Source organism: Streptomyces sp. NPDC056987 (assembly GCF_042673865.1).
Lineage (GTDB): Bacteria > Actinomycetota > Actinomycetes > Streptomycetales > Streptomycetaceae > Streptomyces.
The window spans coordinates 206,341-230,898 of sequence record NZ_JBHURV010000011.1; the positions used below are offsets into that span (position 1 = coordinate 206,341).

The 24,558-nt window shown below is 72.1% G+C and carries 25 protein-coding genes and 1 pseudogene; 13 read left to right on the top strand and 13 right to left on the bottom strand.

Annotated features, from left to right (window positions below):
• Nucleotides 1–61 precede the first annotated feature (61 nt).
• The 7 genes from ACFTZC_RS15930 (at nucleotide 62) to ACFTZC_RS15960 (ending at nucleotide 7,436) form a co-directional block, all read left to right on the top strand.
• Entirely contained in the window at nucleotides 62–952 is an 891-nt protein-coding gene (locus tag ACFTZC_RS15930; RefSeq protein WP_382889950.1) for a catechol 1,2-dioxygenase, read from the top strand.
• Nucleotides 953–985: 33 nt separating this feature from the next.
• Nucleotides 986–1,843, top strand: coding sequence for an alpha/beta fold hydrolase (locus ACFTZC_RS15935; protein WP_382889952.1), 858 nt, complete (start codon nucleotides 986–988; stop codon nucleotides 1,841–1,843).
• A complete protein-coding gene (locus tag ACFTZC_RS15940) occupies nucleotides 1,840–2,889 on the top strand; it encodes an LLM class flavin-dependent oxidoreductase (protein ID WP_382889954.1) in 1,050 nt (349 codons plus the stop codon). Before ACFTZC_RS15935 ends, ACFTZC_RS15940 begins: the two co-directional genes overlap by 4 nt.
• The gene (locus ACFTZC_RS15945) at nucleotides 2,886–4,226 is read left to right on the top strand and encodes an MmgE/PrpD family protein (RefSeq protein ID WP_382889956.1); all 1,341 of its coding nucleotides are present in this window, start codon (nucleotides 2,886–2,888) and stop codon (nucleotides 4,224–4,226) included. Before ACFTZC_RS15940 ends, ACFTZC_RS15945 begins: the two co-directional genes overlap by 4 nt.
• 49 nt (nucleotides 4,227–4,275) lie before the next feature.
• The gene (gene npdG / locus ACFTZC_RS15950; RefSeq protein ID WP_382889959.1) at nucleotides 4,276–4,995 is read left to right on the top strand and encodes an NADPH-dependent F420 reductase; all 720 of its coding nucleotides are present in this window, start codon (nucleotides 4,276–4,278) and stop codon (nucleotides 4,993–4,995) included.
• A gap of 305 nt (nucleotides 4,996–5,300) precedes the next feature.
• A complete protein-coding gene (locus ACFTZC_RS15955) occupies nucleotides 5,301–6,611 on the top strand; it encodes an MFS transporter (RefSeq protein WP_382889961.1) in 1,311 nt (436 codons plus the stop codon).
• An 18-nt stretch (nucleotides 6,612–6,629) separates the two neighbouring features.
• A complete protein-coding gene (locus ACFTZC_RS15960; RefSeq protein ID WP_382889963.1) occupies nucleotides 6,630–7,436 on the top strand; it encodes an alpha/beta fold hydrolase in 807 nt (268 codons plus the stop codon).
• Between the two features lie 14 nt (nucleotides 7,437–7,450).
• On the opposite strand, the gene ACFTZC_RS15965 is transcribed toward ACFTZC_RS15960, so the two are convergent.
• The 7 genes from ACFTZC_RS15965 to ACFTZC_RS15995 all read right to left on the bottom strand — a co-directional run bounded on the left by ACFTZC_RS15965 (nucleotide 7,451) and on the right by ACFTZC_RS15995 (nucleotide 14,181).
• On the bottom strand, nucleotides 7,451–8,152 hold the full coding sequence (locus ACFTZC_RS15965) for a TetR/AcrR family transcriptional regulator (RefSeq protein WP_382889965.1): 702 nt from the start codon (nucleotides 8,150–8,152) through the stop codon (nucleotides 7,451–7,453).
• 70 nt (nucleotides 8,153–8,222) lie between these two features.
• Nucleotides 8,223–9,551, bottom strand: a complete 1,329-nt coding sequence (locus tag ACFTZC_RS15970; protein WP_382889967.1) for a M20 family metallopeptidase — start codon at nucleotides 9,549–9,551, stop codon at nucleotides 8,223–8,225.
• Nucleotides 9,548–9,706 carry a hypothetical protein gene (locus ACFTZC_RS15975; protein WP_382889969.1) on the bottom strand — a complete coding sequence of 53 codons (159 nt, stop codon included), beginning with the start codon at nucleotides 9,704–9,706 and terminating at the stop codon, nucleotides 9,548–9,550. The genes ACFTZC_RS15970 and ACFTZC_RS15975 overlap by 4 nt, the downstream gene beginning before the upstream one ends.
• Nucleotides 9,703–10,581 (bottom strand): alpha/beta fold hydrolase, encoded by an 879-nt coding sequence (locus ACFTZC_RS15980; RefSeq protein WP_382889971.1) that lies wholly within the window; start codon nucleotides 10,579–10,581, stop codon nucleotides 9,703–9,705. Before ACFTZC_RS15980 ends, ACFTZC_RS15975 begins: the two co-directional genes overlap by 4 nt.
• On the bottom strand, nucleotides 10,581–11,918 hold the full coding sequence (locus tag ACFTZC_RS15985; RefSeq protein ID WP_382889973.1) for a Rieske 2Fe-2S domain-containing protein: 1,338 nt from the start codon (nucleotides 11,916–11,918) through the stop codon (nucleotides 10,581–10,583). Before ACFTZC_RS15985 ends, ACFTZC_RS15980 begins: the two co-directional genes overlap by 1 nt.
• Before the next feature lie 67 nt (nucleotides 11,919–11,985).
• A complete protein-coding gene (locus ACFTZC_RS15990; protein ID WP_382889975.1) occupies nucleotides 11,986–12,963 on the bottom strand; it encodes a PDR/VanB family oxidoreductase in 978 nt (325 codons plus the stop codon).
• 168 nt (nucleotides 12,964–13,131) lie between these two features.
• Nucleotides 13,132–14,181 (bottom strand): Lrp/AsnC family transcriptional regulator, encoded by a 1,050-nt coding sequence (locus ACFTZC_RS15995; RefSeq protein ID WP_382889977.1) that lies wholly within the window; start codon nucleotides 14,179–14,181, stop codon nucleotides 13,132–13,134.
• Nucleotides 14,182–14,323: 142 nt separating this feature from the next.
• Here ACFTZC_RS15995 and ACFTZC_RS16000 point away from each other — a divergent pair, with 142 nt between their 5' ends.
• Both ACFTZC_RS16000 and ACFTZC_RS16005 read left to right on the top strand, forming a co-directional pair.
• Nucleotides 14,324–15,613: an amidohydrolase family protein gene (locus ACFTZC_RS16000; protein WP_382889980.1), complete on the top strand. Its 1,290-nt coding sequence runs from the start codon at nucleotides 14,324–14,326 to the stop codon at nucleotides 15,611–15,613.
• Nucleotides 15,610–17,184: an AbgT family transporter gene (locus ACFTZC_RS16005; protein ID WP_382889982.1), complete on the top strand. Its 1,575-nt coding sequence runs from the start codon at nucleotides 15,610–15,612 to the stop codon at nucleotides 17,182–17,184. The genes ACFTZC_RS16000 and ACFTZC_RS16005 overlap by 4 nt, the downstream gene beginning before the upstream one ends.
• A 172-nt stretch (nucleotides 17,185–17,356) precedes the next feature.
• On the opposite strand, the gene ACFTZC_RS16010 is transcribed toward ACFTZC_RS16005, so the two are convergent.
• Together ACFTZC_RS16010 and ACFTZC_RS16015 are read right to left on the bottom strand one after the other, a co-directional pair.
• The gene (locus tag ACFTZC_RS16010) at nucleotides 17,357–18,079 is read right to left on the bottom strand and encodes a hypothetical protein (protein ID WP_382889984.1); all 723 of its coding nucleotides are present in this window, start codon (nucleotides 18,077–18,079) and stop codon (nucleotides 17,357–17,359) included.
• A 138-nt stretch (nucleotides 18,080–18,217) separates the two neighbouring features.
• Nucleotides 18,218–19,267: a sulfotransferase gene (locus ACFTZC_RS16015; protein WP_382889986.1), complete on the bottom strand. Its 1,050-nt coding sequence runs from the start codon at nucleotides 19,265–19,267 to the stop codon at nucleotides 18,218–18,220.
• A gap of 106 nt (nucleotides 19,268–19,373) precedes the next feature.
• Between ACFTZC_RS16015 and ACFTZC_RS16020 the strand changes: the two genes are divergently transcribed.
• Nucleotides 19,374–19,994, top strand: coding sequence for an alpha/beta fold hydrolase (locus tag ACFTZC_RS16020; RefSeq protein WP_382889988.1), 621 nt, complete (start codon nucleotides 19,374–19,376; stop codon nucleotides 19,992–19,994).
• Here ACFTZC_RS16020 and ACFTZC_RS16025 read toward each other — a convergent pair.
• Nucleotides 19,974–20,279: pseudogene (locus tag ACFTZC_RS16025) on the bottom strand (methyltransferase); the annotation flags it as partial. The gene ACFTZC_RS16020 and the pseudogene ACFTZC_RS16025 sit on opposite strands and share 21 nt — an antisense overlap.
• A 53-nt stretch (nucleotides 20,280–20,332) precedes the next feature.
• On the opposite strand from ACFTZC_RS16025, the gene truD reads away from it, so the two are divergent.
• Nucleotides 20,333–20,701 (top strand): tRNA pseudouridine(13) synthase TruD, encoded by a 369-nt coding sequence (gene truD / locus ACFTZC_RS16030; protein WP_382889990.1) that lies wholly within the window; start codon nucleotides 20,333–20,335, stop codon nucleotides 20,699–20,701.
• Here the strand turns inward: truD and ACFTZC_RS16035 are convergent.
• On the bottom strand, nucleotides 20,698–21,303 hold the full coding sequence (locus ACFTZC_RS16035; RefSeq protein ID WP_382889992.1) for a GrpB family protein: 606 nt from the start codon (nucleotides 21,301–21,303) through the stop codon (nucleotides 20,698–20,700). The genes truD and ACFTZC_RS16035 overlap by 4 nt on opposite strands.
• 145 nt (nucleotides 21,304–21,448) lie before the next feature.
• Between ACFTZC_RS16035 and ACFTZC_RS16040 the strand changes: the two genes are divergently transcribed.
• Nucleotides 21,449–22,258 (top strand): SDR family oxidoreductase, encoded by an 810-nt coding sequence (locus ACFTZC_RS16040; RefSeq protein WP_382889994.1) that lies wholly within the window; start codon nucleotides 21,449–21,451, stop codon nucleotides 22,256–22,258.
• 50 nt (nucleotides 22,259–22,308) lie between these two features.
• Here ACFTZC_RS16040 and ACFTZC_RS16045 read toward each other — a convergent pair whose 3' ends face one another.
• Nucleotides 22,309–22,872, bottom strand: a complete 564-nt coding sequence (locus ACFTZC_RS16045) for a rhodanese-like domain-containing protein (protein WP_382889996.1) — start codon at nucleotides 22,870–22,872, stop codon at nucleotides 22,309–22,311.
• Nucleotides 22,873–23,032: 160 nt separating this feature from the next.
• Between ACFTZC_RS16045 and ACFTZC_RS16050 the strand changes: the two genes are divergently transcribed.
• A complete protein-coding gene (locus ACFTZC_RS16050; RefSeq protein ID WP_382889998.1) occupies nucleotides 23,033–23,446 on the top strand; it encodes a MerR family transcriptional regulator in 414 nt (137 codons plus the stop codon).
• Between the two features lie 27 nt (nucleotides 23,447–23,473).
• Here ACFTZC_RS16050 and ACFTZC_RS16055 read toward each other — a convergent pair whose 3' ends face one another.
• Entirely contained in the window at nucleotides 23,474–24,400 is a 927-nt protein-coding gene (locus ACFTZC_RS16055; protein ID WP_382890000.1) for an NADP-dependent oxidoreductase, read from the bottom strand.
• Between the last annotated feature and the right edge of the window lie 158 nt (nucleotides 24,401–24,558).

Below are 24,558 nucleotides of genomic sequence, written 5' to 3' on the forward strand. Positions count from 1 at the left end.
CCGAAAGGAAGAGCAGATGAGTTCTGTGGTCCTCGGAGTGGGTGCCTCTCACAGCACCCTGATGAACACGCATTGGGCGGAGGTGGACCACCTCGAAGGCGCGCACCGGTTCCGCGACGGACTGGCCGAGGCGCGCGAGGCGCTGGCCGAGGCCCGTCCCGACGCGGTGGTGATCATCGGCTCGAACCACTTCCGTGGATTCTTCCTCGATATGATGCCCGCGATCACTGTCGGCGTCGGCGAGGTGCTGGGGGCGGGCGAGGCCGGAACGCCGGCCGGGCCGCTGCCGGTGGACACCGCCCTGGCACGCCACATGGTGGACTCACTGGTGCGGAAGGATTTCGACCCGGCCTTCTCGCTGCGGCTGACGGTGGACCACGGCATCACCCACAGCCTTCAGCATCTGCTGCCCGAGCTGGACGTCCCCGTGGTGCCCGTGGTGATCAACATGTTCGCGCCGCCGCTGCCCTCGCTGGCCCGCTGCCACGCGCTGGGGCAGGCGATCGGCGCCTCCGTACGCGACGACGGCGATGCCAAGAGAGTGGCGGTGATCGCCTCCGGCGGGCTGTCCCATCAGCTGCCCTGGCCCGCGTGGTTCGACGCGCTCAGCGACGACGACCGCTTCCTGGTCGAGGCATGGCTGAACGGACGCGACTCGTGGAGCGAGTACGAGGTGCGCCGCCGCGAGATCATCCGGGCCGCCCGGCCGCGGATCAACCAGGGTTTCGACGAGCGCTTTCTCTCGCTGGTCGAGACGGGCGACCTGAGTCCGCTCCTCTCCCTCACCTCCGAAGAGGTTGCCGCCGAGGCCGGCAACGGAGCCCAGGAGATCCGTTCGTGGATAGCGATGACGGCGGCTCTCGGACCGTGCGAGGGACGCACTCTGGCCTATGCCGCGATGGACGACTGGCTCACCGGAATGGGCGTCGCCGTTCTGGAACCCCGTTCATAACTTCCGCAAGCCGCAAACCAAGGAGAAGAACCGATGAGTATCTGGACCGATCTGGCCGGGGTGGAATTCCGTCTCGCCTACGTGGACGCGGAGGGAATTCGCACCCGGTCGCTCCAAGCGGGCTCCGGCGAGGCCGTGATATTCCTGCACGGCACCAGCGGACACCTGGAAGCCTTCGTACGCAATATCCCGGCTCACGCGGAGGCCGGGTACTCCTGCCACGCGATCGACATGATCGGCCACGGCTACACCGCGGGCCCCGACGCGCCGTACCGCATCCCCCGCTACGTCGCCCACGTGCTGGCGTACATGGACACCCTCGGCATCGACCGGGCCCACTTCGTGGGTGAGTCGCTCGGGGGCTGGGTGGCCGGCCGGCTGGCCGCCGACCACCCCGACCGGGTGAGCCGGCTGACCCTCGTCGCCCCTGGCGGTACCGTCGCCAATCCCACGGTGATGGAACGGATCAGGACCAGCACCCGCAAGGCGGTGGAGGAGGACGACATCGCCTTCACCCGCAAGCGGCTCGAACTGCTCATGTTCGACCCCGCGGCGAACGTCAGCGACGAACTGGTCGAGGTCCGCCACCACATCTATCACCAGCCGGAGTTCGTCAAGGCACTGCCCAACCTGCTGTGTCTGCAGGAGATGGACAACCGTCTGGAGGACCTGCTCAGCCCCGAGCAGATGGGCCGAATCACCGCGCCGACGCTGATCGTGTGGGGGGCGGAGAACCCCTTCGGCGATGTTCCCGAGGCACACGCCCTGAACCGGAGCATCGCCGGATCGACCCTGGAGATCTTCGCCGAGTGCGGCCACTGGCCCCAGCACGAGCATGCGGACCGGTTCAACGCGCTGCACCTGGACTTCCTCAGCGGGGCACGGGCATGACCGCCCCGGAGGACGGGGCGCTGCGCGTCGGCATCCGGATACCGCCCTGCGACCGCGCGGACCGGCTGGTGGAGACCGTCCGGCGGGCGGAGCGCCTCGGCTTCGACCAGGTGTGGTTCCCGGACTCGCAGTTGCTGTGGCGGGACGTGTTCACCGTGCTGACCGCCGCCGCTCTGGCCACGGAGCGGATCGGCCTGGGCAGCGCGGTCACCAACCTGGCCACCCGTCACCCGGCCGTCGTCGCCTCGGCCGCGCGCAGTGTGGCCGAACTCGCGCCCGGCCGGTTCGTCCTCGGTCTCGGCGTCGGCAACAGCTCGGTCGGCCCCGTCGGCATGCGTCCGAGCACCAGGGCGGAGATGCGGGCCGGGCTCACCCTGCTGAAGGCCCTGCTGGACGGCGAGGAGTGGGACTTCGGCAGCGTCAGATCCCGGCTCCGGGACCCCGGGCCGGGGGTCCCGGTCCACCTGGCCGCCAGCGGTCCCCGAAACCTTCAGCTCGCCGGCGAGATCGCCGACGGGGTCATCCTGCTCAGCGGCGTCTCGCCGAGGACCCTCGCCGGCGCCACCGCACAGGTGCGGGAGGGGGCCGCCGTCGCGGGGCGCCCCGCGGGGACGATCCCGTTGACCGTCTCGGCGTTCTGCGCGGTGACCGACGACGTGACGGCCGCGGCCCGGCTCCTCAAACCGATCTGCGCGTCGATCGCCCAGAACGGCGGAGCGGCGTCCCTCGCCCTCGCCGGCATAGAGATCGACGTACCCGCGAGGGTGCACGGGGTCTACCCGGACCTCGTGCACGCCGAGGAATGGGACGCGGCCGTGAAGATCTGCTCGGAGTGGGTGAGCGACGCGGACGCCCTCCGGTTCGCCGAGGAGTTCTGCCTGGTCGGCACCGCCGAGGAGATCACCCGCAAGCTGCGGGCCCTGCACGCCGGTGGAGTGACCGGCGTCTTCCTCCAGCATGTGGGTTCGTACGATCTGCCCACCGAGCTGATCGAGAGTGTCGGCTCCGGGGTGCTGCCCGCCCTGGCGACGGGGGGCGGCCGGTGAGCGTCCTGGAGGAGTTGGCCGGACGCGGCGTCCGCGGCCCGGGCAAGGCCCGTGCGGACACCCGGATCCTGGCCGCTCTGCACGTGCTGGACACCATGGGGTGCGTGGCGGCCGGTGTCTCCCATCCCCTGGCGGCCCAGCTCTCCGCACTCGTGTCGGGCACCGGCGACCGGGGCGACACGCACTCGCCCGCGCTGACCGGGACACACTCCCTGCGGGCGACCGTACTGGTGGAGTCGGTGCTGGCCCATGCCGACGAGTACGACGCCCTGCATCCCGCCTCCGCGGTGGTGCCGTCGGCCGTGGTGGTGCCCGCGGCCCTGGCCGTGGCCGACCTGGAGGGGCGGCCGGGCAGCGCCGTCATCGACTCCGTCGTGGCCGGTTACGAGGTCGCCGTGGAGGCGGGGCTGCGGTTCGGCGGGCCGCGGCTCTACGCGCGCTCCTGGTGGCCCACGGCGGTCTTCGGCGCGCTGGGGGCGGCCGCCGCCACAGCACACCTGCTGGACCTCGACCGCGAGGCCACCACGGTGTCGCTGGGGCTGGCCGCGGCCGGGCTCGGCGGACTGCTCAGCCAGGACGAACTCGCGGCCGGACACTATCTGCTGGCCGGACGCGCGGCGGCGAACGGGGTCGAGGCCGCCTACCTGGCCAGGGCCGGCGCGCGGGCCAGCCCGACCCTGCTGGACGGGCCGGGGGCCGCCGCGCTGGGCGTGGCCGCGGCGCCCGGGTCGGCCGCGGGGCGCCCCCACCTCGACGGCTGCGTCTTCAAGGCGTACCCGTGCGCCCTCCCCCTGCACGCGGCGCTCCGCGCGCTGGACTCCCTGGCCGAGAGCCGGGTACCGGTCGGCTCGGCTCACCGGGTGGAGGTTCTCCTCCCGAGCGCTCTGTCCCGCTTCGTCTCCGCCGACCGGGCGCCCTCAGGACCCACCGAAGCGGCGGCCAGCGCGGCCTTCGCCGTTGGAGCCTGGCTCCGCGGAGCCGCCGGGGACGTCGCCTTCTTCCGCGGTGAACTCCCCCCGGACACACCGGAGGTGGTCCTGGGCCGGGCGCCCGACCTCGACGCGGGCCTGCCGGACCACTGGGGCGCCCGGGTGGTCGTCCACCTGCCGGACGGGCAGCGGGTCGTACGGGAGGAGACCGGCGCGGCACGGGAAACCGCCCTGCCCGCGCTCACGGACATGGTGACGGCCAAGTTCCGCCGCCGGGTGGGAACGGCCGGGGACGGCCCCGGGGACAGCCCCTCCCGGGAGCGGTGGATCACGCGGTGCCTGGCGCTGGACGCCGTGGACGACATCCGCGACCTGCGGCTCGCTCTGAGTTCGCTCGCCGGGCGCTGAAGGCCCCCTTCGTACAGCACGCACAGCAGGTACAGCACAAGGAGTCACAGTGACCCTCTACAAGATCGCTGTCATCGGCGGCACGGGACCGCAGGGGAAGGGCCTCGCCTACCGGTTCGCCAAGGCCGGCCACACCGTGGTCATCGGTTCACGTTCGGCCGGGCGGGCACAGGAGACGGCCGACGGCATCGCCGACCGGATCGGGGTGGCGGGCCTGGTCGGCGGGGCGGACAACGCCGCCGCCGCGGAGGCGGCGGACATCGTCCTGCTCGCCGTGCCCTACCGGGGCCACGCGGAGCTGGTCGCCTCCCTCGCGGCCCGGTTGGCCGGCAAGGTCCTGATCTCCTGCGTCAATCCGCTCGGTTTCGACGAACGGGGCCCCTACGGCCTCGATCCCGCCGACGGCAGCGCGGCCGAGGAGGCCCTGCGTCTCGCCCCCGGGGCCAGACTGGCCGGAGCCTTCCATCATGTGTCGGCGGCGAGTCTCTGGGGACGGTCCCCCGTGCTCGACCACGAAGACGTACTGGTCTGCGGGGACGACGAGCAGGCCAAGGACGTCGCGTGCGAACTCGCGCGCGCCGTCACCGGCCGCCCCGGGATCGACGCGGGCCCGCTCCGCCTGGCCCGCCACCTGGAGCCGCTCACCGCCACCCTGATCAGTGTCAACAGGCGCTACAAGGTACGTTCCGGCCTCCGGATCACCGGTCTGGAGCAGACAACTGGAGCAGATCAGGATGACGGCTCCGTTTCCGGCCTGATCCATGGGTAACGGAAAAGTTTCGCCTCTGCTCGTTCCGGCCACCGGCTCTTGACGCCCGTGCATTGAACCGTACATCGTACGGACACCCGGCACCGTACGATCCCGTGCACCGGCCCCGCCGCGGCCCACGCGCCGCGGCTCCGCCGCACAGCACTCGACGGACATCCCCTTCTCCCGCCACGCCCCCGACGGTCCCTTCCGCCGGGCGGCGGCCCCGCTCGGCGCCGAGCGGCCACCATTCCCCGACGTTTCCGCTCCGGCCGCTCCCGCGGCCCGGCGTCGCACCATCTGTGGCTCACCTCCTGGAGGATCCGATGAGCGTTTCCAGCACTCCCGCGAGACAACGGACGAAAGCGGTGGTGGCGAGCTGGATCGGCACGACGATCGAGTACTACGACAACGCCGCCTACGGCCTGGCCGCCTCACTGATCTTCGCCCCCCTGTTCTTCCCCAGCACGGACCCCGTCGTCGACACACTGCTCTCCCTGTCCAGCTTCGCCATCGGGTTCGTCGCCCGGCCGGTGGGGGCGGTCGTGTTCGGACACTTCGGCGACCGGATCGGCCGCAAGACCACTCTCATGATCACCCTGATCATGATGGGTGTCGCGACCTTCGCGATCGGCGTACTGCCGACCTACGACCAGGTGGGACTCGCGGCGCCCGCGCTGCTCATCCTCTGTCGCGTCCTTCAGGGCATCAGCGTCGGCGGCGAGTACGGCGGGGCCATCCTCATGACCGTCGAACACGCGGGGGAACACCGGCGCGGCTTCTTCGGATCGCTGGTGAACACCGGGTCCACCGCCGGCCTGCTGCTGGCCAACCTCGCCTTCCTGCCGGTGTTCTCCCTGCCCAAGGAGGACACGCTGGGCTGGGCCTGGCGCGTCCCCTTCCTCATCAGCGCGGTGCTGGTGGTGGTGGGCTACTTCGTCCGCCGCGCGGTCGAGGAGAGCCCGGACTTCGCCCGCGCCAAGGAAGCCGGAGACGTGGCGAAGCTGCCGATCGTCGAGGTCCTGCGCCACAACAGGCGCCAGGTGGCCCTGCTGGCCCTCGCCATCCTGGCCGCCGGTGTGTCGTTCACCATGGCGTCGGTGTACTCACTGGCCTACGGGCCCGACGGCCTCGGACTCGGCAACGACGCGATGCTCAAGGTGCTGCTGCCGGCCACCGCCGTGATCCTCGTCTGCGTCCCCGCGTTCGGCGCGCTGGCCGACCGGGTCGGGATACGCCGGGTGTTCCTGATCAGCGCGGCGTCCCTCGTGGTGCTGCCCTTCGCCTGGTTCGCGCTGCTCGGCACCCGCCAGTACGGACCGATGCTGCTCGGCTTCGTGGTGCTCTTCATCGGCTACTCCGCGAACTACGCCGTCGTCCCCGCCTACTTCTCCCAGGTCTTCCCGCCCGCCCTGCGCTACACCGGCATGTCCATCGGCTTCACCACCGGTCTCATCCTCGGCAACGCCTTCGCCCCGGCGATCGCCGCCTCGCTCCTCGACAGCACCGGCGGCTGGCTCGCCATCGCCCTCTACATGGGCGGAGCGGCCCTGGTGTCCCTGATCGCCGGAGTCTTCCTCCGTCCCTCCGACGCTCCGGCCGACAAGCCGGCCCCTCTCGCCGTACCCACCCGCTGACCCGTCCCGGGAGAACAGATGCGCCACCATTTCGCCGACAGCCGGTTCGGCCAGCTCCACTACGTGGAGGAGGGAACCGCAGAGCCGGTGCTCCTGCTCCACCAGACACCCCGGTCCTGGGACGAGTACCGGGACGTCCTGCCCCTGCTCGGGCGGAGGTTCCGCGCCATCGCCCTGGACACTCCCGGATTCGGCATGTCGGCCCGCCCCACCGAGGAGTGGAGCGTGGAACTCTTCGCGCGGGCCGTGCTCGACCTGTGCGACGCGCTGGGCCTGGAGCAGGTCGCGCTCGTCGGGCATCACACCGGCGGTGTGGTCGCGACCGAGGTGGCGGCGGCCGCGCCCGACCGGGTACGGGCGCTGGTGCTCTCGGGCATGCCCTTCGTCGACGCGCCGCGCCGCCATCAGGTCGCCACGGGACGTCCGCCCATCGACCATGTCGAACGCGCGGCCGACGGTTCGCACCTCCAGCGGCTCTGGGACAACCGGGCCCCCTACTATCCGGCCGACCGGCCGGACCTGCTGGAGCGCCTGGTCCGCGACGCCCTGCGGGTGCTGGACCGGGTCGAGGAAGGACACCTCGCCGTCAACCGGTACCGGATGGAGGACCGGATCGGCTCGGTCACCGCGCGCACGCTGGTGCTCTGCGGCGAACTCGACGCCTTCTCCCTGCCGGACGTGCCGAAGATCCTCGCGGCGATTCCGGGCGCGGTCTCCGAAGTCCTGCCGGGTACGGGTGTTCCTTCCGTCGACCACCGGCCGGACCTGTTCGCGGAGGCCGTCGGCCGGTTCCTTCTGCGGGACGGGTCACGCACCCGCGAGTGAGCGACGGCCGTCACCTAGGGCGGCGACAGGTCCGGCCGGGACAGGACGGAGGCGATGAACGCCTCCAGGCCGGCCAGGTACTGCTCGTTCGTGGGCAGGGCGGGGAGCTCGCCGGCGAGTTCGACCAGGCGCGGGAACTGGTCGCGGGGCAGCGCCGAGTAGACGTGCGAGCGCTGCCGGCGCTGCTCGGCGCGGTCTCCGGCGTCGGCGTCCGCCGCGCGGCCCCAGGGCCTGGGGGCCTGGTAGGTGGCGAATCCGATCGAGTAGGTGATCAGAAATCCGTAGCAGCGCACCGCGAGGGGGCCCGGGATGCCGGCGTCGACCAGCCGCTGCAGCGGGGCTTCCATCGCCCCCCGGAGCGCCGGGCGGCTGTCGGTGACCCTGCTGCCGAACAACCGGATGACGGTCGGGTGTTCGTCCATCATGTCGAGGAAGGCGAGCCCGACGTCGCGCATCGCCTCGGCCGGGCCCGCCGGCGGCTCCGCCGGCAGCCGCATCCGGCCCAGTACGTAGTCGGCCATGCCGTCGAGGATCTCGTCGCGGCTGCGGAAGTAGCTGTAGAGCGTCATGGTCCCGACGCCCAGTTCGGATGCGATTCTGCGCACGGTGAGCCGGTCCAGACCGCCTTCGTGGTCGGACAGGCGCAGTGCCGCCTCGATGATCCTGCCGGGCGTCAGACTCGCTGTACGTCTCTGGCTCGAACTCCGCTGTGTCATGCCCACTTCCGCGTCTGATCCGTTCCGGACGAGTCTAAGGGCAGCCGGTGTTCCCGGCTGCCCCGGCTCGTCATCGTGCGGGGCCGGCGAGGGCGACGACGGTGTGGATGAGATGGCGGGCGAGCCGCTCGGCCTCCCGGATGTCGACGGTGTTCATCCCGGCCGGGAAATCCAGCGGGATCGGAGCGTCGGGACCGATCCGGTCCATGCCGATACGAGCGGTGGGCAGCCCCCGGGAGCGCAGGATGTTCGCGTCCGTGGCACCGGAGTTGGCGGTGATCGGCGCGTGCGGACGCCCCTCGGTCTCCTCCCAGGCGGCGATCGCGGCCCGTACGACCGGGGCGTCCTCGGGGGTGGAAGTGCCGGGGATGGACAGGACCATGTCCCACTCGATGTCGGTCTCCGGACATCCCGACCGGATGCCGTCGATCGCCGCCCCGAACTCGCGCCGTACCTCCGCCGGAGTGGTGCGCGGGTTCGTCCGCAGGTCCACCACGAACCGGCAGAGCGCCGGGGTGGCCGACGCCAGCCGGGGCCAGCCGCCCTCGATCGCGGCCACGATGCCCTGCGGGGCGACCAGCCCGTCCGTGTGCCGGGCGGCGTACCGCGGGAACCAGTCCTCCAGTTCCTGTACGACCCGGGCCGCCTGCGCGATCGGATTGCGGTACGGCATACGGTGCCGGGAGCCGACGTAGGAGAAGGTGCCGCGCACCCGCACCTCGAACCAGCAGAGCCCGACCTCCTCCCAGGCGACCGCCCAGCCGGGCTTGGCGATGATCGCGTGGTCGGCCCATACGCCCTGCTCCAGCATGAACGAGCAGCCGACGCCCTGGCCGGTGTTGCGCCGGGTCAGTCCGCGGGCGGTCCGGCCGTTGGTCGGCATCCCGCCCGCTCCCAGCCCGACGACGACATCGCCGGCCAGGGGGACTCCGGCGGCGGCGAGCGCCTCCGCGGCGGCGATCACCGCCGCCCCGTGCCCCTTCGGATTGCTGGCGCCGAGCCCCAGGACATGGTCGCCGTGGACCTCGGCGCGCGGACGCATGTCGGGGCGCAGCTCGTCACCGATCCACGGGACGTCCTCGGCCTCGTCGCCCACGGTGAAGGTGTCGATCGGCGCGTAGAGCAGCACGCCGTCGCCTCCGCCGGTGCCGGGAAGCACGCCGACCGCGTTGCCCTGCCGGTCGTCGATCTCCTGGTAGCGGCCGCGCAGCCCCGCCGCGGTCAGGGTGCCGGCGAGGTGCCGGGCGAGCTCGGCCTCCTCGCCGGTGGGGCTGGGGATGTCCACCATCCCGACGACCAGTTCGGTGATCCGGGTGCGGTCGAGACGCGCCCGGGCGGCGTCGACCCACGCGCGCCGCTCGTCGTCGAGCCCGGTCGCGCGGGGCCGGGGGGCGCTCACGCGGGCCGCCGTACGGTCAGCACGGTGGTGCCGCGGCCCGCCTTGGCGAGCAGGCCGGCGCCGTAGCGGCGGCGTATCACGGTCCGGTCGGCGACGATCAGTGTCGCGAGCGCGGCGGCGCCCAGGGAGGCGGCGAGCAGCCGGGTACGGGTCACGGGTTCTCCTGCGGTAGGGGGACGGGCGGATTCGCCGGGGCGGAGGCGGACATCGGCCCGCCTCCCCGGCCTGGCTCCGGGAGGAACGCGTCGGCCAGGGCGGCGACGGCGTCCGGGCGTTCGGACTGCGGATGGTGCGCGGTACGGCCGAGAACCACCAGGTCTCCGTGGGGCAGCGCACCGGCGAGCGCGGCCCCGTAGGCGGGCTCGGAGAAGGGGTCGTGCGCCCCCCAGACCGCCAGCGTCGGGGCGGTGACGGTTCCGAGGAGGGGGCCCAGGTCCTCGTCGGTGCCGCGGGCCGCCGGATCGGTCGCGACGGCGAGCGCCGTCGCCGTGGTGGCCGCCCGCAGGCGCCCGGCGACGAGTTCCTCCGGCGGTGTGGAGCGATGCCATTCGGCGCCCTCCATGAGCGCGCGCATCCGGGCGGGTCCGGGATCGGCGTACAGCGCGTCGCGCAGCCGGGCGCCGAGCCCCGGGTCCGTGCGCACACCGCGGAAGGCGGCCGGGGTGCTGCCGATCAGCACGATCCGTGCCACCAGTTCGGGCCGGCGCGCGGCGAGCGCGAGCGCGACCGCGCCGCCGAGGGACTGCGCGAGGATGTTCACGGGGCGGCCGATGCCGTCGAGCAGACCGGCGAGCGCGGCCGCGGGTCCGGAGAACCGGCCGGGCGGCAGCCCCGGTCCTGGCAGGGGTGAACGGCCGTAGCGGGGCAGGTCGACACAGAGCCAGGCCCGGCGGGGGCGCAGGGCGAGCACCGCGGCGAAGTCCGCGGCGGAGTGGCAGCCCGGCCCGCCACCGTGCAGCACGACGGTCGGGACGGTGTCCGCCGGGCCGAGCCTGGTGTGGTGCAGGCCGGGGCGGCGGGAGCCGGGCATCAGTGCCCTCGGCGTTTCTCGGCCGGCTGGACGACGGGGCCGGTCTGCTCGATGTGCCGGCGCCACGCCGTCAGCGACAGGTCCGGCCGGTACAGGCGCTCCGGCGGGGCGTCCATCACATCGACCATCCAGGCGTCCTGCGCGGTGAACTGCCCGTGGAAGAGCCAGCGGATCGCCGTGAGGTACTTCGCCTTGAACGCCAGCGCCTTGCGGCCGGTCTCGAACCGCACCATGAGCTGGACGTACCGGACGTGGTCGGCGTCGACCGGCACGTACCACTCGTAGTGGATGAACTGCGGGTAGGCGACGCGCAGCAGGCCGGGCAGCCGGATCGACACGAAGCCGGGCAGGTCCAGGGCGGCGATGACGGGGTTGGCGTCGCCGTTCTTGCCGGGCCGGTCGGGCAGGGGCATCCGCTTCCACCAGCGCTTGTTGGTGAAGGTGCCGACGCCGGGGAACTCGGCGTCCCAGTGCACCTCGTCCTGCACGCGGATCAGCCAGCCGTCCTTCTCCACGATCCGGGTCATGTTCCAGGTCGGCATGACCTTGAAGAGCCGCCAGAGCGCGGTGTTGTGCAGGTATTTGGCATGGCCCTCGTCGAAGCCGTTCTCGGCGGCGAACCGCCAGTTGCCGTCCCGTATCTCGGTCCGCCCGCCCAGGACCAGGGAGTTGTCGTTGAGTTCCGCCGGGATGTCCCGCTCGACCGGCGGCGGCTCCTCCCCCGCCGGGACATCCCCGATGTAGACGAAGACCAGGCCCAGGCGCTCGGCCACGTGGTACGTGGCGACCTTGACCTTGCCGCAGATCGGCGAGCTGGGCCCGTCGGTGATGACGGCGCAGAGCCTGCCGTCGGTCAGGTCGTAGGTCCAGCCGTGGTAGGGGCAGCTGATGGTGCCGTCGAACTGCCGGCGGCCCAGCGAGAGCGGTACTCCGCGGTGCGGACAGCGGTCGTGCAGGGCGCGGACCGTGTTCGTGGTCTCGTCGCGGACCAGCACGATCTTCTCTCCGGCCACCGTCACAGGGACGGGTTTACGGCCGACCTGGTGGGCGAAGAGCGTCGGGTACCAGTAGTCGCGGAAGCCGAGTTCGGCGGCGTCGTAGGTGGCCCAGGAGCCCCAGTCGGCGCCGGCCTGCACGGGCGGCCCGGGGGGCAGTTCCGGCGCGGCCGGTGTGCCGCGCCGGCGCGCGGGGCGGCGCGGAGCCTCCGCCTCGGCCGGGTCGGACGCCGCCGCGACGGCCGGTTCGCCGGGGGTGGTCGCCGCCGCGACGGCCGGATCGGGGGTGGGCCCGGCGGTGCCGGGACCGTCGTCGGAGGCCCGGTTGCTCAGCTCGGTCACAGGAATGCCTTTCGAGGGGGCGGTTCGGGGCGGGCGGCCGGATGGGGCGGTCGTACGGGGCGGCCCGTCAGAGATCGAGGACGAGTTCGGCGGTACGGGCGCGGGAGACGCAGGGCAGGACCCGGTCGGTCACCCCCGGATCCGTCAGGGTGTCGCGGTGCTCGGGAAGCCCGGACAGGACCCGGGTCTCGCAGCTGCCGCAGATGCCGTCGCGGCAGGCGTTGGGCACCTCGATCCCGGCGGTCTCCAGGACGTCGAGGACGCTCTCGCCCGCGGGCACCGGGAGCCGGGTGTTGCTGCGCCGCGCGACCACGTGGAAGGCCACGTCGCCGCTGGTGTCGATGGCGGCGGCGGAGAACCGCTCGACGTGCAGGGTGCCGGCCGGCCACGCGGCGCAGGCGGCCTCCATCGCCGCGATCAGCGGCTCCGGACCGCAGCAGTACACGGCCACTCCCGGACGCGGCTCCCCCAGGGCTCCGGCCAGGTCGAGCACTCCGTACACGTCCTGCGGGCGCACCAGGACCCGCGGATCGCTCCCAAGACGGCCGGTGAAGGCCATGGAGCGACGGGTGCGGCCGCCGTAGAGCAGCCGCCAGTTCTCCCCCGCCGCCGCGATCATCGGCAGCAGCGGTGTGATGCCGATGCCCCCCGCCACGAAGAGGTACTCCTCCGCCGGGACCAGCGGAAAGTTGTTGCGCGGCCCGCCCACCTCGACCAGTTCGCCGGGCCGCAGCGCGTCGTGGACATAGGCCGATCCGCCCCGGGACGCCTCCTCACGCAGGACGGCCACCCGGTACGCGCGGCGCTCGGCCGGATCGCCGCACAGCGAGTACTGCCGTACCTGGTCGGGCAGCCACAGATCGATGTGCGCGCCCGGCGTCCAGGCCGGCAGAAGCCGGCGCTCGGGATCGGCCAGCGTCACCGACAGCACACCGTCGGACTCCCTTCTCAGCTGCACCACCTCCAGTTCGAGCACACCGGAAGGTGGGGCTCCGGCGCTCTGGGTGACGCCTGTGAAAGCTGCCTCACCGGTGTCGATCGACATGTGTACCTCCAGCCACGAGCCTGGTCGTACTAAGTACGGTACACAAAAGTTCCCGGTTGGGAAGAGATCGATCCACACAAAGGAGCGAGGGAAGGAGCGGGGCACGGAGCGAGGGGCTCTACGTGTTCCCTGGACCGTCCGCGACCTCGGTCGCGCTCACGACAGGCCCTACGGCTCCTGGTGCCGGGGGGCGACCGGGTGTGCGCTCGCGGGGTGCCGGAGCGGCACGACCCCCACGCAGGTGCCGTCGTGGCCCAGCAGCCTGCCCATGTGCTTGACCGTGCGCAGCACCACCGAGCGGTCGTCGACGGTGAGCCGGGGCAGTTGCCGGGAGAGGTGGGCCTCGAAGGCGTGCACATCGCTCAGGACCCGTAGCCAGACGTCGATCACCAGGGTGTGCGGGCCGGCGGCGATGAAGCAGGAGCGGACCTCGCGTACACCGGCCAGGATCCGGCTGGTCTCGTCCAGGTACCTGCCGGGAACGGAGGCGAAGTACACGGCGGACAGCGGCCATCCGGACAGGGGCCGGGCGAGGTCGCAGCGCAGGTTGAGGCGCGAGGCGAGCAGGGAGTGCAGACGGCGGCGCACCGTGGAGATACCGGCGTCGGTCCGCGCGGACAGTTCGCGCAGCGACATGCGGCCGTCCGCGCTCAGCAGTTCCAGCAGGTGGGCGTCGAGGGAGTCCCAGCCCGCCCCGGTGACCGGTTCGGCCCGGTGGACCGGGGGGAGGGCGGCCTCGATGCGTGCGCTCTGCGTGCTGTCCAGGCTGCGCAGACGCCACTGGCTCCCCTCGGTGGGAACGCCGGTGGACACATGGGTACGGGTGGCCCTCACTCCCGGCGTGCGCTGGAACTGCGAGGTGGTGAGGCGGGCCAGTTCGTCGAGGCTCATGGTCTGCACGGTGGCCACGATGTCCCGGCCGCCGGCCGTGAGTTTGATGTTCGGCATGGAGGGGTGGGCGGCCAGGGCCCACGCGACGTCCTCGGCGGCGCCCGGCTCGGTGTCCACCTCGATCACACCGGTCACGACGGCCCGCGTGTTGGAGACCCGGGGATAGGCGGTCACCCACGCCAGGCCCGCCCCGGTGAGGCGGTTCCACCGTCGCGCGACGGTGACCGGGTTGATCCCGAGCACCTCGCCGATCAGTGTCCAGGGGGCCCGGGGGTGGATCTGCAGGGCGTGTACGAGGCCGCGATCCAGCTCGTCGAGCTCCGTCACGGCACTATCCTGCGCACTCAGGGGTGGCACTTCTCTGCGTACAGGAACGAATTCGGTACGGAAACTGCGTTGTGACACCGGGTTTTCATGTGCATTCCACACTCTCCTCGCCCACTCTCCATCGCTTGAGGAGTGTCTCCCGATGTCGGATGCTATGACACAGAACGCGTCCCGGACCCCGCTGAGGATCCACAACGCCCGGCTCATCGACGGCACAGGTTCGTCCCCCGTGGACGACGCCGTCATCCTCGTCGACGCCGAGGGAGTCATCACCTACGCCGGACCCGCGGCCACCGCGCCGCCGGTGACCGGCCAGGCCGATCCGGTCCGCGTCCTCGACGCCGGCGGCCGCACGGTACTGCCCGGCTTCTTCGACTGCCACGTCCACCTGTCCTACGCGCATGGTTCCCCGCCCCACCGCCGCGCGGAACTGGACCGGGTCCTCGTGACCCTCGACACCGTCGCCCGGATGCGGCAGACACTCGACGCCGGTATCACCAGCGCCCGGGACCTGGGAGGTCTGTCCGCGGGGTACCGCACGGCGGTCGAGACCGGGCGGATCGTCGGCCCGCGGCTGCACACCGCCGTGCGGATCCTCAGTCACACCGGCGGCCACGCCGATCTGCGCCTGCCCGACGGCACCGACCTGACCGCGGGCATGTCGGAGATCACCGACACCGCCGACGAGGCGAGGCTCGCCGTACGGCGGGTGCTGCGCGAGGGCGCCGACCTGATCAAGGTCTGCGCCACCGGCGGCATGGGCAGCCCGTACGACCAGCCCGACGACGAGGGCCTGCTGGAGGAGGAGATCCGCGCGGTCGTGGACGAGGCCCGGCGGCACGGTGGCAAGCCGGTCGCGGCACACGCCCAGGGCAACGCGGGCATCCTCAACGCCCTGCGCGCCGGCGTCACGAGCATCGAGCACGGTTACGGCCTCGACGACCGGGCGCTGGACCTGCTCGCCGAGCGCGACGCCTTCGTCGTCCCCACGCTCTCCACGGTGTACGCGGGCATCAACAAGGACACGATGCCCGACTACCACTACCAGAAGAAGGTCCGCTGGTCCGGCATCACCAAGACGAACATCGCCCACGCCATCGAGCGGGGTGCCCGGATCGCGCTCGGCACCGACGCCGCCGTCGGTCCGCACGGGGTGAACCTGATGGAGCTGAGCTATCTCGTGGACCTGGGGATGGATCCGATGGACGCCATCGTCGCCGGTACCCGCACTTCCGCCGAACTGCTCGGTGTGGCCGACCGGCTGGGCAGCCTGACGGCCGGCCGTGTCGCGGACCTCGTCGTGTGCGACGGGGATCCGCTCACCGACATCGGTGTGCTGGGCGATCCCGCCCACATCGTGTGTGTGATCCAGGACGGTGTCGTCCGCAAGGGTTCGCTGCACCCGGGCACCCCTGCCGCAGGGCGGCCATGATGCCGGCACCGACTCCTGTGCCGGCCCGGGAGCGTGAGGCCCCGGCCCCGGGCGGGCCCCGTGGCATCGACCGGCTGCTGTCCCTGATCGAGCGGGCCGGCAACGCCCTGCCCAACCCGATTCTCCTGTTCACCGGACTCTTCGTCCTGCTGGCCGTCGTCTCCACCGCGCTCGCCCTGGCCGACGTGTCGGTCACGGTGCCCGGAGTCGACGAGACCAAGAAGGTCGGCGGGCTGTTCACCGGCGAGGGCATCCGCTGGCTGCTGGAGAACTTCGTCCCCAACTTCGCCACGTTCCCGCCCGTCGCCGCCGTACTGCTCATGATCATGGCGGTGGGTGTCGCGGAGAAGACCGGCCTCCTGGAAACCGTCATGCGGGCCACCCTGGCCCGCGCGCCGCGCGCGCTCCTGCCCTATCTGGTGGCGCTGGTCGCCTGCCAGGCGCACATGATGAGCGATGTCGCCTCCATCGTGCTGCCGCCCCTGGCGGCCGTGGTGTTCAAGAGCGCGGGGCGCCACCCCGTGGCCGGTCTGATCGGCGGTTTCGCGTGCGTCGGCGCCGGTTACGCCGCGGGCTTCACCCTCGGTTCGCTGGACGCCCTCTACGTCGGCATCACCCAGCAGGCGGCCTCCGTCCTGCCGGGCGGCGCGGACCAGCACCTGAACCTGCTGGTCAACTACTACTTCACCGCGGCCAGCAGCCTTGTCCTCGGACTTCTGGGCGGTTTCCTCATCAGCCGCGTCCTGGAGCCGCGCCTCGGCCCGTACCGGGCCTCCGCGGACGAACCGGCGGAGCAGAACCTCGCTCTCACTCCGGCCCAGCGGCGGGGGCTGCTGCTGACCGCCCTGGTCGTCGTGGTCTACGCGGTGGTGGTCCTCCTCCTGTGGCTGCCCGAGGGGGGTCCGCTACGCGGTGAGGCCGGGGCGTTGGTCCCGTCACCACTGCTCACCGGCATCGTCCCCGTGCTGTTCGGGGCGTTCATGCTGGCCGGACTGACCTACGGAATCACGGTCAGGGCGCTGACGGGCTCGGAGAGCGTGGTGACCGCCATGTCCGACTCCGTGAAGACCATGTCGGGCTACCTCGTCCTCATGTTCGTCGCCGCCCAGGTCATCGCGCTCTTCAACTGGTCCAACGTGGGCGTGCTCCTCGCCGTGAAGGCCGCCGCCGGTCTCGAATCGATCGGTCTGACCGGCTTCTGGGTGGTGGCCGGCTTCGTCCTCCTGGTGTCCGTCCTCAACCTGTTCATCGTCTCCGGGTCGGCCCTGTGGTCGCTGGTCGGTCCCGTGTTCGTCCCGGCCTTCATGCTCCTGGGCATGAGCCCGGCCCTCAGCCAGGCCGCGTTCCGCATCGGCGACTCCGCCACCGGGATCATCACACCGATGAACCCCTACGTGTTCCTGACCCTGGCACTGCTGCGCCAGTACGAACCGGACGCACGCCTGGGCACGCTCATCTCGCGACTGTCGATCTTCGTCGTGCCGTTCCTGGTCGTCTGGCTCGCGATCCTGGGCGTCTTCTACGGGTTCGACCTGCCGCTCGGGCCCGGGGCGCGCATCGGTCTGGACTGAGCACCTCGGTCCGGGCATCGGTCCGGGCATCGGTCCGGGCCGGGATGACGCGGCAGGCACGGTCTTCCGTCGTGGTGGTCGGCGAACGCGACACTCCATGACCACCGGAAGCCGTGCCTGCGCGCGTACCGGCTACGACGAAGCCCACCGGGAGAGCGGCGCGGTCCTGGGCTCAGGACAGGAAGCCGCCGTAGGGACCGCTGCGGATCCTGTCCTTCTGCTGCTGGCTGAAGTGGCAGTTCGGGTAGTCGTAGAACGAGCCGGACATCGGCGTGCCGTCGGTCTGCGAGGAGTCGGGCAGGCCGAGGGCGTGGCCCAACTCGTGCACCATGCCGCCGTACCACCGGTTCATCGGGCCGTTGACCCCGGCGGCGCCGTCGGCGTCGTGGCCGCTGAGGATCACCCAGCCGGCGCCTCCGCCGCCGCCGGAGACACCCGCCTTCTCCGCGCTGACTTCGCCGACGCACAGCCAGCGGGGGTCCGGGGATCTGAGACCGAACCTGGCCATCAGTTCCTGCTGCATGTTGAAGACCACCCACCAGTACGCCTCGCCGCCGTTCGGCGTGTTCTCGTACCAGGCCCGCGGGTGGTTGCCCTGGACCACCTCCACCGCCGGGTCGTTCAGCTTGAACGTCACACCGAGTTCCTGGCGGTAGTAGCGCTGTGACTCCCGCATGACGCCGGTGATGCCGTCGGGGTACCGCGAGTCGTTCGCCACGTCCGAGGGCCTGAGCCAGAACACGCGCACCGTCCCGGTCGGCGGGTCGGCCGCTTCCCTGTCCACCGATCCCGTCGCCGCCCGGGCGGTGGCGGTGAACGCCCCGGAACCAAGACCCGCGATCCCCCCGGCCGCCACGGCCAGCACCGAGCGCCGCGTGAACCTACATCCTTCCACCGGACATCCTCTCCATTGAGGCATGGACATGACCACATCGCGCTTGGCGACCAGTGTGCGACACGCCGGCTCCCCGGGCGTAGGTGACATCAAGCCGCAGTCGGGGGCGTCGGGTTCGCCCTGCCTCGGCATCGCCGGCTACGACGGTCGCGGGCGGGGTCCCTCCATGGACAGAACGCTCGTGCCGGGTGCGCAACCGGCCACCAGCTCGGCACGTTCGGAAGCGGGCAGGGAGTTCGCGGAACCCCGGCGGCCGGAGTGGAGGAGGGCGCCGGCGGAGCGGAGCCACTCGGGCCGCGCGGTGACGCCGATGAACCCGGCCATACGGGTCAGTTCGGCGGACGGGTCGTCCAACAGGTCTTCGTAGGCGAGGGTGGTGCCCTGGCCGACAGGCAGCCGGGCGAGGAATTCCGTTCCCTCGGAGACCAGTTGGGACCACAGGGCGCCGAAGGTCCGCAAGGGGATGGGGTGATGGGTCACCAGGGCGGGATCGAAACGTTCGCCCAGCAGCGCCGTCAACGCGGGGGGAAGCGCCCGTACATGGGCATCGGTCAGCTCGTCGAGACGAGTGACCTCGCACCGGCGGAGGATCTCCCGCGTCAGACAGATCACGCGGTAGCCGGGGTGGCGGCTCATCGAGAGCGCGCAGTCGGGGCCGTCGCGGAACAGATGGACGAACCGCGCTTCGGGGAACGCCTCGCGCAGGAGAGGGGCCCAGCCGGTGGAGTAGCCGGAGCGCTCCACGACATGGGTCCGCCCCAGCCGGGTGCACAGATGTCCGAAGAGCGCCCGGTGGTGGCCGGCCGGGGAGCGTTCGGGCCAGCGGACCACCGTGCCCTCCAACTCGTCGAGAAGCCCGTCGGGATCGTCCGTGAGATGCGGGAGCACCATCAGCGACAGGCCCGGGATGCCCGTGGTGGACACGTCGTACCGCCGCCCGGGCTCGCGGGTGTACAGGAATTCCGGCATGGGCAGCCCGCTGCGGAGCATCTGCGCGAAATACGGTGTGGGCGTGGCCAGGGCCCGCCAGAACTCCTCCCCGGTCAGCCGCCCTTCGGGGAAGGCGGTCGCTCCGACGGAGGCCATGTACTCGTTCAGGCTCAACACGTCCGGGTGCATGGCCAGGATGCGGGAGAGCGCGGTCGACCCACTGCGACCGGTGCCGATGACGAAGGTCAGGGTGCGCATGGATGTCCTTCCGCCAGGGAATGAGCGTGCCTGCCGCCGAGCGCGCCACAGACTATCCGCCGGCGGATCCCGCCGACGGGGTCATCCGTCAACGAGGTGCATGCCCATGTCCCTGTTCGCCTTCGACCTCGCCTACGACGCGCTGCGCGCCCGCCGGCCCGAGTCCACCGAGGAACGCGACGTCGCCACCCCGTACGGGCGCACCCAGGTCCACTCGTACGGCCCGACGGACGGCAGCCCGGTGGTGCTGCTGCCCGGCGGATCCGCCACCGGCCTGGTCCGGTTCGCCAACGCCCCCGCCCTCGGCGAGCGCCACCGGATCCACGCGGTCGATCTGCTGGGCGACGCCGGCCGCACCGAACGCGGGGGAACGCCGTTGAGGGACGCCGACGATCTGACGGCCTGGCTGGACGCGCTGCTGGACGGGCTCGGGCTCGCCCGCACGCAGCTGTGCTGTCACTCGTACGGTGCCTGGCCGGCCGCCAGGTACGCGCTGCGCGCGCCGCAGCGGGTCGACCGCCTCGCCCTCGTCGACCCCACCCAGGTCTTCGCCGGCTTCCGGCCCGGCTACCTGCTGCGCGCCCTGCCCACGCTGATACGCCCGAGCGAGGCCCGCGCGCCCGCTCCTTCGCCGAACGCGCCCGCAGGACGCTCCCGTACGGCGAGGTGGCAGTGCTCCCCGGAGCCACCCACCGCTCCCTGCCGCTCACCGCGCCCCGGCAGTTGAACGGGCGCCTGATGGATTTTCTGGGCTGACGTTCCCTTCGGGACGGAACTCCATGACGGTGGCTCCCCCCGGCAGGCGGCCGGACGCGCGCAGGTCGTGCGAGGTCAGCCGGCGGGTCTCGGCCACGTCCTCGGCGCTCTCCGGCGTACCGGGCGCCGGGTCGCCCGGGAGCACCCGCTCGGCGACCAGGACCCGGCCGGTGTCGGGGACGGCTGCCGCGCAGGTCCGCAGGATCCGTACGGCGCTCTCGTCGTCCCAGTCGGCGAGGACACGGGAGAGGAGGTACGCGTCCGCACCGGCCCGGGCGGATCCGGCAGGACGAAAGGAACGGAGTGACCGTGGAGCACCCCATTCTCAAGGCTCGCGACACCGACTTCGTGGTCCAGGAGAGCATGGTCCTGCCCGTACGGGACGGCGAGGACGCTCCTTTCCAGTATCTGCGGCTACGCAAGCGCGGATACACCACCTTCGAGGCGGTCGAACGGATCGCCGCGGTCTGCGGCGTCCCCGCCTCCGATCTCTCGACGGCGGGGCTGAAGGACGAGGACGCCGTCACCGAGCAGCATCTCGCGTGCCGGGGCGGACTCTCCCCGGGCGGCATGGCCGAGTTCAACCAGCGCCATGCCTCCGGCGCACGCACCATGCGGCTCACCCTCCACGGGTACGGTGACCGGGGGGCCGGTTCGTACGGGGGCGGGCCGGTCTAGGGTCTGCCGGTCATCGTGGCGGACGGCTGCCAGCCCGTGTCCCGCGCCCAGGGTTCGGCGACGGCGACGACGAGATCGACGACGGGATCCTTGACATCGGCGTAGGTGGCGAGGTCGGGAACGGCCCCGGCGAGCACCTGCTTGAAGCGCGTGTAGGCCGGCACCGCCTCGGGGTGGGCCCGCAGCCAGTCGCGGAAGAGGAGAGCCAGTCGTTCGTTGGGTGAACCGGCCACCCGGACATGGAGGTTGACGTCCGGTTCGCGGTGGCCGCGCCGGATCCACAGCAGCTTGGTCCAGTGCGCCGGATCGTCGTCGCTGCCGGCCGGGACATGGTCCTGGCGGTACGGTGCGAGCTCGAAGCCCTGGCCGTCCAGCGGCCCGGCGAACGCACCCTCGGCCTCCCGGAGGCCGCGGACGCTGACCTGCACGTCGAACACGGGCTTGGCCGCCATGCCGGGCACCGCGGTACTGCCGATGTGTTCGACGTGCAGCGCGAGCGGGTCGAGCAGTTCGTACAGCCGGTCGGTGAGCGCCTTGCCCCGGTCGGCCCAGGCGGGGTCCGGGTCGGCCACGAGCAGGTCGGGGGAGATGTCCTTGGGCACCGGACGATTCCAGGCCCTGGACCACGGCACCTCCCGCAGCGTCCGCCGCGACGTCGGATGCGGGCGTGACCGGCTGCCTGGGGGTGGCGCACCCCGGTAGGGAGCGGCCTGGCCGGCCTCCGGCGCAGCGGACAAGCTCGGTCTCATGACGAAGAACCTTTCAGAGAACATCTCCTTGTCGGCTCCCGGTGTGTCCGCGGGGTTGCTCGCCGGCCGGGTCGCGGTGATCACCGGGGCAACCGCCGGGATCGGCGCCGCGACCGCACGCCGCTTCGCCTCGGCCGGAGCGGCGGTCGCTCTGCTCGGCCGGCGGTCCTCGCGCCTGGACTATCTCGCCGCGAGCCTGCGCGAGGAAGGCTCCGCGGAGGTCCTGCCCCTCGCCGTCGACGTCACCGACCCCGGCGCGCTGGCGGCCGCCGCGGCGACGATCCGTGGCTCCCTGGGCAGCCCCGACCTGGTCGTCGCCAATGCCGGGGTGATGCTCGGAGCGCCGTTCGACGTGGCGGACACCGCCGAGTGGGACCAGATGATCGACGTGAATCTCCGGGGACTCCTGGCGACCGGCCGGGTCTTCGTCGACGACCTTCTCGCCGCGGCGGACGCCGGGCGGGCCGCGGACCTGGTGAACATCGGCTCCATCGCGGCCGAGGTGATCTTCGCCGACTACCCGGTCTACGGTGCGACCAAGGCCGCGGTCACCCAGCTGACCCGCAACCTGCGCGCCTCGCTCGGGCCCCGCGGCGTACGGGTGCGGTCCGTCGACCCGGGGTTCGCCCTCACCGAACTCGGCGATTCCATGGCACACGAGGCCACCCGGGTGGGGCTGGACGAGATGCGGTCGGCGATCACGCCCATCACCGCCGACGACGTGGCCGACGCGATCACCTACTCGGTGGCGGCGCCGGCCCGGGTCAACATCGCCGAGCTGACGGTCGTGCCCACCCAGCTCGGCTGAGAGCCCTGGCCCCGCTGTCCCGGGCGGTTTCCCTCGTGGGTGTGGTGGCGTCAGGCGGTCAGGGCGGCGAGGGTGGCCTCCAGGTCGGCTGCCCTGGGCTGGTTGTGGGGAAGCCTGGCGAGCACCGCGGCCATGCCACAGGTGTCGGTCACGGCGGAAACGACCAGGCCGCCGGCGACGCCCGCGGACAGCCAGCGCGCCCTACCCCAGTTCCGTCCGGCGGCCAGGCCGGCCAGGACAAGGAGCCCGGCGGTGAGGCGGACCTGGCGCTCCATGGCCCAGGGGGTGCGGGTGCCGGCGGGGCGGTGGGTGTCGTGACCGAGCTGGGTCCAGGCGGTGGTGCCCCCGGCGAGCGTGGCAGCGGTGATGCCTTGATCGGCCAGCCGCAGGCAGGCGGTCGCGGAGCGGGCGCCCGAGGCGCACACGATGAGGAGATCGCCGCGGCCGGCGGCGGTCTTCAGGGCGGGCAGCGCGGTATCGAGGTGGTCGAGGGGAACGTTGTGGGCGCCGGGCAAGTGGCCGGTGGCGTATTCGCCGGGGGTGCGCACGTCGACGACGGTCAGTTCGTGCAGCCGGGCGTTGGCCTGGTCGGCGGTGAGGGCGGTGGATGCCACGAGGGATCGTCCTTTGTTCGGTTGAGGGCGGGGCAACGGCGGCCCGCGCGGGAGGCGTTGGCACCCGTGCGCCCGTGGGAAGGCGAGTGGGGTACCGCGGGCCACGGGCTGGCTAAGCTGTGGCCATGCGGTACTGGCTGATGCGCGGAAGGGATGCGCCGTGACCTCGACGTCTCCCCCGCCGACCATACGGATCGGAGAACTGGCCCGGCTGACGGGGGCCAGCGCCCGGTCACTGCGGTACTACGAGCAGCAGGGTCTGATCCACAGCACGCGGTCCGGCGGTGGGCAGCGACACTACGCCGGGCCGGAGGTCGCACGGGTCCATCTCATCCGGCGGCTGCTCGACGCGGGACTGGGGAGCAGGGTGATCGCCCAGTTGCTGCCCTGTGTGGACAGCGGCGAGGCCGGCGTCGCCGAGGAAGCGTTCGGCACGATGGTCAGGGAACGGGACCGTCTGACCGCCGACATCACCCGGCTCGTCGAGACCCGGGACTCCTTGAACGCCTTGATCGAGGCCAACACCCGGTACCGGCTCGGCGGGCCGGGGCGGCCCTCTTCCTGTGCCCGCTGAGGGTGGTCGCCTCCGCGCGGGGTGCGGTCAGAGCCGCATGTCGATGACGAGCTTGCCCGACGCGTGGCCCGACTCGACGAGCGCCAGCGCCTCTTCGGCCCGCGCCAGCGGATAGGTCCCCGTGATGTGGGGATCGAGCCGTCCGGCGGCCATCAGCCCGGCGACACGCTCAAGACCGCTCCGGTCGAGACGGCGGTGGACCGTGGCGCCGCCGAGCTCGGTGACCGACGGGTCCGCGGCGGAGATGAGCGCGTCCGGCTTCGCCGCCAGTGGGGCGACGCTCCGCAAGGAGTCACCGCCGACCGTGTCGACCACGGCGTCGAAGCCGTCCGGGGCCTGCGCCCGGAGCCGGGCCACGACATCGCCCGCGGTGTAGTCGACGAAGGCCGCGCCGGTCGCCGTCGCGCGCTCCCGCTTGGCCGCGCTGCCGGTGCCGACCACGACCAGGCCCCGGTCCCGCGCGAGCTGGGCGAGGGGAACGCCGACGCCGCCGCCGACGCCGTTCACGAGCAGCGACGCCCCGGCGGGCAACGCGAGTTGGTCCAGGATGTCGAGCGCGGTGGTGCCGGCGACGGGGATGGTCGCCGCCCAGGTCTCCGACAGCGTGTCGGGGATACGGGCCGTCGACTCGGCTGCCAACAGCGTCGTCCCCGCGTATGTGCCGGCGCCGGTCAAGGCGAATCCGGTGACCCGGTCGCCGACGGCCAGGCCGGTCACCTCGGCCCCCACCGCGAGGACGGTCCCGGCCGCTTCCATGCCCAGGACCTGCGGGAAGGGCACATGGCCGTTCAATTCCTGGACGTATCCGGACCGGAGCAGATGATCGAGCGGGTTGACTCCCGCGGCCGCGACGCGGACGAGGACTTCGAGCGGTCCGGGCAACGGCTCGGGCCGGTCGAAGAACTCCTGGACGTCGGCGCCACCGAAGGTCCGGTACCCCAGGGCTGTGCTCATCACGGTTTCCTTTCTCACCGCCCTCGTCCGGCGTTCGGTCGAGGACGCCGCAAAGCTAATCCTTGACATCAATGTCACGTTCAAGTGGCGTGACGGACATCACGCCTGACGTGCGGTCAGCCATGACGCGCGGAGGGCTCCGCCGGGGTCGGCGGAGC